The 6955-nt window shown below is 72.9% G+C and carries 9 protein-coding genes; 7 read left to right on the top strand and 2 right to left on the bottom strand.

The genetic code is table 11. The features are described 5' to 3' along the window. The 4 genes from ACFFNX_RS37230 to ACFFNX_RS37215 all read left to right on the top strand — a co-directional run. Positions 1-536 (top strand): enoyl-CoA hydratase/isomerase family protein (locus ACFFNX_RS37230; RefSeq protein WP_378210738.1); only part of this gene is annotated, 536 nt, incomplete at its 5' end. A gap of 66 nt (positions 537-602) precedes the next feature. Beyond that, positions 603-1475 carry a heavy metal-binding domain-containing protein gene (locus ACFFNX_RS37225; protein ID WP_378210737.1) on the top strand — a complete coding sequence of 291 codons (873 nt, stop codon included), beginning with the start codon at positions 603-605 and terminating at the stop codon, positions 1473-1475. Between the two features lie 4 nt (positions 1476-1479). Next, on the top strand, positions 1480-2295 hold the full coding sequence (locus ACFFNX_RS37220; RefSeq protein WP_329256178.1) for a heavy metal-binding domain-containing protein: 816 nt from the start codon (positions 1480-1482) through the stop codon (positions 2293-2295). Between the two features lie 13 nt (positions 2296-2308). Next, positions 2309-2695 (top strand): hypothetical protein, encoded by a 387-nt coding sequence (locus tag ACFFNX_RS37215; RefSeq protein ID WP_378210736.1) that lies wholly within the window; start codon positions 2309-2311, stop codon positions 2693-2695. A gap of 31 nt (positions 2696-2726) precedes the next feature. On the opposite strand, the gene ACFFNX_RS37210 is transcribed toward ACFFNX_RS37215, so the two are convergent. Beyond that, positions 2727-3116 (bottom strand): RidA family protein, encoded by a 390-nt coding sequence (locus tag ACFFNX_RS37210; protein WP_378210735.1) that lies wholly within the window; start codon positions 3114-3116, stop codon positions 2727-2729. 73 nt (positions 3117-3189) lie between these two features. On the opposite strand from ACFFNX_RS37210, the gene ACFFNX_RS37205 reads away from it, so the two are divergent. Then, a complete protein-coding gene (locus ACFFNX_RS37205) occupies positions 3190-4101 on the top strand; it encodes a LysR family transcriptional regulator (protein WP_378210733.1) in 912 nt (303 codons plus the stop codon). Between the two features lie 98 nt (positions 4102-4199). On the opposite strand, the gene ACFFNX_RS37200 is transcribed toward ACFFNX_RS37205, so the two are convergent. Beyond that, positions 4200-5411, bottom strand: coding sequence for a 3,4-dihydroxy-2-butanone-4-phosphate synthase (locus ACFFNX_RS37200; RefSeq protein WP_378210732.1), 1212 nt, complete (start codon positions 5409-5411; stop codon positions 4200-4202). Between the two features lie 282 nt (positions 5412-5693). On the opposite strand from ACFFNX_RS37200, the gene ACFFNX_RS37195 reads away from it, so the two are divergent. Continuing rightward, a complete protein-coding gene (locus tag ACFFNX_RS37195) occupies positions 5694-6536 on the top strand; it encodes a M55 family metallopeptidase (protein WP_378210731.1) in 843 nt (280 codons plus the stop codon). 17 nt (positions 6537-6553) lie between these two features. Beyond that, positions 6554-6955, top strand: a 402-nt coding sequence (locus ACFFNX_RS37190) for a maleylpyruvate isomerase N-terminal domain-containing protein (protein WP_378210730.1), incomplete at its 3' end; no start/stop codon positions are given.

The following is a 6955-nucleotide window of genomic DNA, read 5'->3' as shown; positions in this document are numbered from 1 at the left end:
CCCTGCAGCGCGCGCTGGACGCCGTCGCCGGGATCGGCGCCCCGGTCGTGGCCGCGATCACCGGTTACGCGCTCGGCGGCGGGCTGGAGCTCGCCCTGTCCGCCGACTTCCGGGTCGCCGGCGAGTCGGCCAAGGTCGGTCAGCCGGAGATCCTGCTCGGCGTCATCCCCGGCGCCGGGGGCACGCAGCGGCTGCCGCGGCTGATCGGCCCGTCCCGCGCCAAGGACCTGATCTTCACCGGCCGGCACGTCCCGGCGGACGAGGCGCTCGCCCTCGGGCTCGTCGACAAGGTCGTGCCGGACGACCAGGTGTACGAGGCCGCCAAGGAGCTGGCCGCGCGGTACGCCGGCGGGCCCGCGGCCGCGCTGCGCGCCGCCAAGCAGGCCGTCGACGCGGGTCTGGAGGTCGATCTCGCCACCGGGCTGGAGATCGAGCGGGTGCACTTCTCCGGCCTGTTCGCCACCGAGGACCAGAAGATCGGGATGCGGAGCTTTGTCGAGGAAGGACCGGGAAAGGCGAAGTTCATCGGCCGCTGAGCGGAACCTGCCTCCCGTCCCGTACGTCACACGTCGTGGACCCGTACCGAAGACCAGGAGGTGAGCGTGGCCCAGCCGCAGTTGCCGCCGGCCGCCATGGCCCGGCTCGACCAGGCACGGCAGACGGGCACGTGGACCTCCAGCCTGAGCGTCGGTGAGTTCGCCGGCCTGCGCTCTCTCGGGTTCGAACCGGTCGGCCAGGTGATGGGCAGCACGGTCCACAACCTCGGCTGGTGGTACGGCGCGAGGGTCGACTGCGGCTACCGCAGCGGGCTCTTCGGGTCGGGCGCCGCCGTCACCGTCACCTCGGGCGTGCGGGGGGCCTGGAGCGGATACGGCACCTACGTCGACACGCTCTACCGAGCCCGGCACACCGCGATGAGCCGCATGGCCGCCGAGTGCGCGGCGCTCGGCGGCGACGGCGTCGTCGCGGTCGAACTCACGATCGCGCCGTTCCAGGGCGCCGCACATCACCTGGAGTTCCAGGCGGTCGGCACGGCCGTGCGCGCGGCCGGTCCCGTACGGCCCGGCCGGGTCTTCCTGTCCCACCTCAGCGGCCAGGACTTCGCCAAGCTCATCCAGGCCGGCTGGGTGCCGGTCGACCTCGTGATGGGCGCCTCGGTGGGTGTACGCCACGACGACTGGCGTACCGGCTGGTCGACCGGGACGTTCGCCCCCGCCCAGGAGGTGGTGGGCTGGACCGAGCTCGTCTCGGTCACCCGGCACGAGGCACGCGCGCACTTCCTCTCCGACACCGCGCGAACCGGCGCCGACGGCGTCGTGGTGTCCGGCATCGACCTGCGCGTACGCGAGCGCGAATGCTCCTACAACGACAAGCAGCACGACCACGTCGTCGAGACGACGATCATCGGCACCGCCGTCGCCGAGTTCCGCACCACCCACCGAACGCCCTCCTCGCTGACGATCATGAGGTTGTAGACAGATGACCGATCCCGTTTCCCAGGGAGTCCCCGCCGACGCGATGGCACGCCTCGCCGAGCTACGGCCGGGAGCCCCCGGGGCACTGTTCACCAGCGACCTGTCCGTCAACGAGTTCCTGCTGGTCCGCGAGGCGGGCTTCCGGCCGCTCGGCCTGGTGCTGGGCAGCTCGATCTACCACGTCGGCATCCAGGTCGGCCGGTGGAGCAAGAACATGGAGCTCGACCAGCTCTCCGGCGCGATGTACCACGCACGTGAGCTGGCGATGACCCGCATGGAGGCCGAGGCCGACCAGCTCGGCGCGGACGGCATCGTCGGGGTGCGCCTGCGCGTGGAGTTCCGCGACTTCGGCAGCGACATCGCCGAGTTCATCGCCATCGGCACCGCGGTCAAGGCCGACGACACCTCGCAGAACTGGCGCAACAACAAGAACCAGCCGTTCACCTCCGACCTGAACGGCCAGGACTTCTGGACCCTCATCCAGGCGGGCTACGCCCCGCTGGGCATGGTCATGGGCACGTGCGTGTACCACGTCGCGCACCGGCGGCTCGGGTCGGTGCTCGGCAGCATGGGGCAGAACGTCGAGATCCCGGAGTTCACCCAGGCCCTGTACGACGCGCGGGAACTGGCGATGAGCCGCATGCAGGCCGAGGGCCAGGCGCTGCACGCGGAGGGCATCGTCGGGGTGTACCTGGACCAGTTCCACCACCAGTGGGGCGGCCACACGATGGAGTTCTTCGCCATCGGCACCGCCGTGCGCCCGCTGCGCGCCGATCATGTGATCGCCAAGCCGCAGATGGTGCTCGGCCTCGACCGCTGATTCACTGGTCCTCATGGAATTCGACATGGTGGCCGCCGCGCTGCGGCAGGACGCGGCGGACGTCGCCACCTACGCGCGCGTGCTCACGGTGAGCCTGGCCGACGCCCTGCCGCCGGGCAGCGTGACGGTCGAGTACGAGCGGAGCCTCGGTGACCGTCTCAAGGGGCGCGAGGGCCACCCCAGCCGGATCGTGGTCCGGCTGGGCGAGCGCACCCTGTCGCTGACGGGCGGTCACCGGCCGGTCGCCGAGGTCCACCACGAGGTGCGCGGCGTGGTGCTGTCCCGCGACCAGGTGAGCCTGGACGTGTGGATCCAGGCGCTGGCCCGTGAGCTGGTCGCCCAGGCCGAGGCGGACGCCCGCGCCGCCGAGGCCCTGCGCCGCCTGGTCACCGGCTCCTGACCCCGCCCGATCGGCCTCACGCGGCTCGGCCTCACGCGGCGGACCGCCGCGCGTACACCTCGATCTCGATCTTCATCCGGGGGTCGGCGAGGCCGCACACGAGCATCGTGGCGGCCGGCCGGATCTCACCGAAGCAGCGGCGCAGGACCGGCCAGCAGGGTTCGAAGTCCGCCCGGTCGGGCAGCAGATAGCGCACCCGCACCACGTCGGCGAAGGCGCACTTCGCCTCGGCCAGCGCGGCCCCGATGTTGCGGAGGCACTGCTCGGCCTGCTCCACGACGTCGTCGGAGATCGTCATGGTGGCGTAGTCGAACCCGGTGGTCCCCGACACATGAACCCGGTCGCCGTCGACCACGGCGCGGGCGTAGCCGATCTGCTCCTCGAAGGTCGAGCCGCTGAGGATCGCGCGTCGCTCTGTCATGCGCCGAACGCTAAGGGGACCAGCGCGGATACGTCTAATACGCCCTCCGGCGCCGCTTGATATCTCTAGGCGTATGGAGCGCCCCGAACTGCCGCTGGCACAGTTGCACGCCTTCGTCGTGCTCGCCGAGGAACTCCACTTCGGCCACGCCGCCGCGCGTCTGGACATCGCCCAGCCGCCGCTGAGCCAGCAGATCCGCCGCCTGGAGGACAAGGTCGGCCACCCGCTGTTCGACCGCGAGCCCCGGCGCGTCACGCTCACCCCGGCGGGCCGCGAGCTTCTCCCGGCCGCCCGGCGGGCCCTCGCCGACCTCACGGCCGGCCTGGCCGCGGCCCGGGCCGTCGGGAGCGGAGAGGCCGGCCGGCTGCGGATCGGCTTCGCCGCCTCCCTCGCACTGACCGTCCTGCCCGGCCTGCTGCGCACCTTCCGGCAGCGGTTTCCCGGCGTGCACCTGGACATCCACGAGATGACCACCGCGCCACAGATCGCCGCCCTGCGCGGGGCGGCCATCGACATCGGACTGCTGCGCGAACCCCCGGCCGACGAGGCGGAACTCCGCTTCGCAACGATACTGAGCGAGCCCTTCGTGGCCGTCCTGCCGTCCACCCACCCACTGTCCGCCGGGCGGACCGTGCGACTCGCGCGGCTGGCGGACTCGCCGTTCGTGCTGCTGCCCCGCGAGGTCGGCCCGCGACTCCACGACCAGATCACCGGCCTGTGCGCCGCGGCGGGCTTCACCCCCCGGATATCCCAGCACGCGGTGGAGTGGCAGACCGTGTGCGCGCTCGTGCGAAGCGGACTGGGCGTCTCCCTGGCCCCGGCGAGCATCCGGCACATCCGCCTGAAGGGCGTCGCGTTCCGCGGGATCGAGCCCGGCACCGCCCGCACACGCGTCGCCGTCGGGTGGCGCGGGGACGATCGGAACCCCCTGGTCGCGCACCTGCTGGCGACCGTCGGCCACGCTCCGCCGGAGCCCGTCACCTGACCGCGCCCGGCGGCCAGGGTCGCCGTGCGCCGGTGGTGTTCGACGACGCCGGATGAGGTCCTGGACGTCAGGCCGCCGAGAACGAGGTCGGCGCGGCGTCACAGGTGCCGGTGGAGGTCGGCGACGTCGAGCAGGGGCAGGCCCCAGCGCAGGGCGAAGATCTCCAGATCGGCGGCGTCGGCCATGGTGCCGTCGGGGTTCATCACCTCGCAGCACACTCCGACGGGCGCCAGACCCGCCGCGGCGCACAGGGCGACGGTGGCCTCGGTGTGCCCGGCGCGCTCGGCGAGACCTCCGGGGCGCGCCGCCAGCGGGAAGACGTGGCCGGGCCGCAGGAAGTCCTCCGGCGCGGCGTCCGGATGGGCCAGGCGGCGTACGGTCGCGGCGCGTTCGGCCGCCGATACGCCGGTTCCGGTTCCGGCCGCGAGGTCGACCGGTACGTGCGGCCGGGTGCCGTGCCGGTCACCCGGCCCCGGAACCGGTCCGATGCCCAGCCGCTCCAGGACCTCGGGCGCGCACGGCACGGTCGGATGCCCGCACACCCGGGTGAGCAGGAAGGTGAACGCCTGCGGGCGCAGCCGTGCCCCGGCGAACACCACATCGCCCTCGGCCTCACGGTCGGGGTCCCAGATGAGCACGGCGCCGCCGGTGGCGAACTGCGCCACCGCCTTCTGGACCCCGTTCGCGCCGCGCAGGCGTCCCGCCCAGGGCAGCGCGGCGACCACCCGGGCCACCGCCTCCCCCGGGTCGTGCGGGCGGCATCGGGTCAGCCGGGTGACCAGGTCCGGTTCCAGGTTGACGCGGTCGCCGGCCGACAGGTCCGCCAGAGTGGTCGCCCCCAGGGTCGAGGGGATCAGCACGACGGAGAACCTGTCGCGGGACACCTCGGCGACGGTCAGGCTGACGCCGTCGACCGCGACCTGCCCCTTGGCGACGATCAGCGCGAGGAACCGCTCCGGCGGCTTGATCCACAGACGCCGGGCCGTTCCCTCGTCGTCGACCCTGGCGACCTTCCCGACGGCGTCCACGTCGCCTTGGACCAGATGGCCGGCGAGCGGGTCGCCCAGCGCGAGGGGCGCCTCCACGTTGACCCGCGCGCCCGGCCGGACGCGGTCGAGGGTCGATCGGCGCCGGGTCTCGGCCGAGAGCACGGCCCGCAGCGTGCCGGCCTCGGGCACGACGGTGAGGCCCACGCCGTTCACGCAGGCCGCACCGGGCGCGCCGGCGGCGACCTCCGGCGCGTCGATCACCACGTGAGCGCCGTCGGCGGCCAGCACCGTGCCGATCTCATGGATGTTTCCGGTGAACATCCGACACCACCTCTCGACAGGGGAGGACGAGCCTCACCACAGGGGACGTCAGGGGCCTGGCAGGAGGCCCGAGAGGTGGCGGGGTATGACCGCGTGGCCCCGGAGTCACACCGGGTCGTCTCGCTCCGAACGTCGAGACCGGCGGGCTGTCACCGCCGCACCTTGGAATCGCACCGAACCCATGTATACAGCACGTCTCGCGCCGGGCGCCGCCGACGGGTGAACCATCCGCCCCCCGCGCGGTACGGTCGTGCTTGCCGTATCGCGAGGGGGGTTCTCCACATGAGGGTTTTCGTGTCGGTCGACATGGAGGGCGTCTCCGGGCTCACCGATCCGGACGAGATGCGCGCCGGGGGCCGCGGATACGAACGCGGCTGCGAGCTGATGACCGCGGACGCCAACGCCGCCGTCGCCGGGGCGTACGAGGCCGGCGCGGGTGACGTCGTCGTCACCGACGCGCACGGCAGCACCAAGAACATCCGCGCCGACCTCATCGACGAGCGGTGCACGCTGATCCGCGGGCCGTACCGCCCGCTGCGGATGGGCCAGGGCATCGGCCCGTCGCACGACGCGGCCATGTTCATCGGCTACCACGCCCGCGCCGGCGTGCCGCACGGCGTGCTCAACCACACGTGGATGGGCTATGAGATCCAGAACCTCTACCTCAACGGCGAGGTCTGCGGCGAGATCGGGCTGATCGCCGGCCTGGCCGGCTCGATGGGCGTGCCGGTGGCGCTGGTCACCGGCGACGAGGCGGCCTGCGCCGAGGCCCGCGTGCTGCTCGGCGACGTGGAGACGGTCGAGGTGAAGAAGGGCATCGACCGCTACTCCGCCGAGGTGCTGCCGCCCGCGCGGGCCCAGTCGCTGATCCGTGCCGCGGCCGCCCGTGCGCTGCGCGACCTCGACCGGTTCCGCCCCTACGTGGTCGAGGCGCCGTACACCCTCGGCATCGACTGGGCGTCGACGTCGATGGCCGAGTCGTGTGCGATGATCCCCGGTGTCAAGCGCGCCGGCACGCGCTCGGTGGAGTTCACCAGCGACGACTACGGGCAGATCATGTCGGTGCTCGGCATCCTGGCGACCATCGGCGGCAGCGTCGGCTGCACCGGGCAGCACTACGGCTGACGAGACGGGGACATCGCGTGACAGCGTCCAGACAGCGTTTCCTCGACGCCGCCTCGGCGGCGGCGGACCTGCTGGCGGCCCCGGAGGTGGCCGCCGCCTGGGAGGAGCCGAGTGCCCTGGCCGAGTTCAGCGTACGGGGCCTGGCCGGGCATCTGGCGGCGCAGATCCTCTTCGTCCGCGACGCTCTCGAGGGCCCGGAGGCGGCCGGGGAGACCGTCTCGATCCACGACTACTACGCGCGGGCGAGCTGGATCGGCGCGGACCTGGACGACGCGTTCAACGAGGGCATCCGCGCCAAGGGGGAGAAGGACGCCTCCGACGGCCCGCGGGCGCTCGCCGAGCGGGCCGCGGAGGGCATCCGCGCCAAGGGGGAGAAGGACGCCTCCGACGGCCCGCGGGCGCTCGCCGAGCGGGCCGCG

Origin of the sequence: Actinoallomurus acaciae (genome assembly GCF_042429965.1) — a bacterium.
GTDB lineage: Bacteria > Actinomycetota > Actinomycetes > Streptosporangiales > Streptosporangiaceae > Actinoallomurus > Actinoallomurus acaciae.
The sequence above is the reverse complement of the archived record's forward strand: the minus strand, read 5'-3'. Positions and strand labels throughout refer to the sequence as shown.

Coding starts and splice junctions, on each gene's coding strand:
- ACFFNX_RS37195 (WP_378210731.1), top strand. CDS start 5,694: ATGAGGGTTTTCGTGTCGGTCGACATGGAGGGCGTCTCCGGGCTCACC.
- ACFFNX_RS37215 (WP_378210736.1), top strand. CDS start 2,309: ATGGAATTCGACATGGTGGCCGCCGCGCTGCGGCAGGACGCGGCGGAC.
- ACFFNX_RS37205 (WP_378210733.1), top strand. CDS start 3,190: ATGGAGCGCCCCGAACTGCCGCTGGCACAGTTGCACGCCTTCGTCGTG.
- ACFFNX_RS37220 (WP_329256178.1), top strand. CDS start 1,480: ATGACCGATCCCGTTTCCCAGGGAGTCCCCGCCGACGCGATGGCACGC.
- ACFFNX_RS37210 (WP_378210735.1), bottom strand. CDS start 3,116: ATGACAGAGCGACGCGCGATCCTCAGCGGCTCGACCTTCGAGGAGCAG.
- ACFFNX_RS37200 (WP_378210732.1), bottom strand. CDS start 5,411: ATGTTCACCGGAAACATCCATGAGATCGGCACGGTGCTGGCCGCCGAC.